At 66.4% G+C, this 816-nt stretch carries 1 protein-coding gene; it reads left to right on the top strand.

Annotated elements, in window-relative coordinates:
- Nucleotides 1-43 precede the first annotated feature (43 nt).
- A partial coding sequence (locus BIU90_RS18500; protein WP_217640879.1) for a DUF1911 domain-containing protein occupies nucleotides 44-816 on the top strand: 773 nt, incomplete at its 3' end.

Genomic DNA, 816 nt, shown 5'->3' with positions numbered 1-816 from the left:
GGGGGGGGGGGGGGGGCACGACGGCGGTGCAAGGATGTTCCCCGTGATCCCTGGGCACCGTGAGTCTGCGATGAGTCTGTCCCGTCGAAATGGCGTGCTGACACCCCGGGCGGAGCAGTTCAACGGGCGCTACTGGCAGGGGGCGCTCGACATCACCTTCGCCAAGTGGGACGGCCGCGTTGCCGCGGCGGGACTTGCAGCAGATCTGGACCGGCGACGCAGGGCAGTTCGTGGAGCATGGCACATGGGTCTCCGCTACCTCGCCGCGCAGTACTCAGCAGGGCGACCCTTGGAGGAGGTGGGCACGACCGTCAGGTCCGTAGCCACTTCGTATGCCGAGTGGGTCGAGCTCGAATCCGAGACTGGTACGCCATCTCCGACCCTTGCGAAGAGCAATGAGTACTTCATCAGCGTGCTTCGCTTGGTCGGACTCGCGACTGGAACCGGGCAGATCGACAGTGCCCGTGCTGTCCTCGCCGCTGCTTCGGAGCATGACGCCGATGCGCTGATCAGAGCACTTGCGACCCTGCACGGCACTCCTGTCGCTGGAGAGGTGGGAGATCCGGTGCCGCCTCCTCGATTCGCGCGTCCGCTGCTGGCTGCGATCGAGCATCCGTCTGGAGCAGCATCGTCCATCACGACCTACCTCGCCGACTGGCCGACGCGGATGAGGTCCACCGACTGGATCGGTTCGCTTGACCGGGTTGCTCCCGGTGACAGCTACGGGGAAGGCTTCTTCGGGTACTGGGCGTTCGAGCTGGCGGCGCTGAACGTCGAGGGGCGGAGCGCGGCCCTTCGATCCGGGTCACCGCTCGT

Origin of the sequence: Curtobacterium sp. MCBA15_001, assembly GCF_001864835.1 — a bacterium.
Lineage (GTDB): Bacteria > Actinomycetota > Actinomycetes > Actinomycetales > Microbacteriaceae > Curtobacterium.
This window is presented reverse-complemented; position numbering and strand designations above follow the sequence as displayed.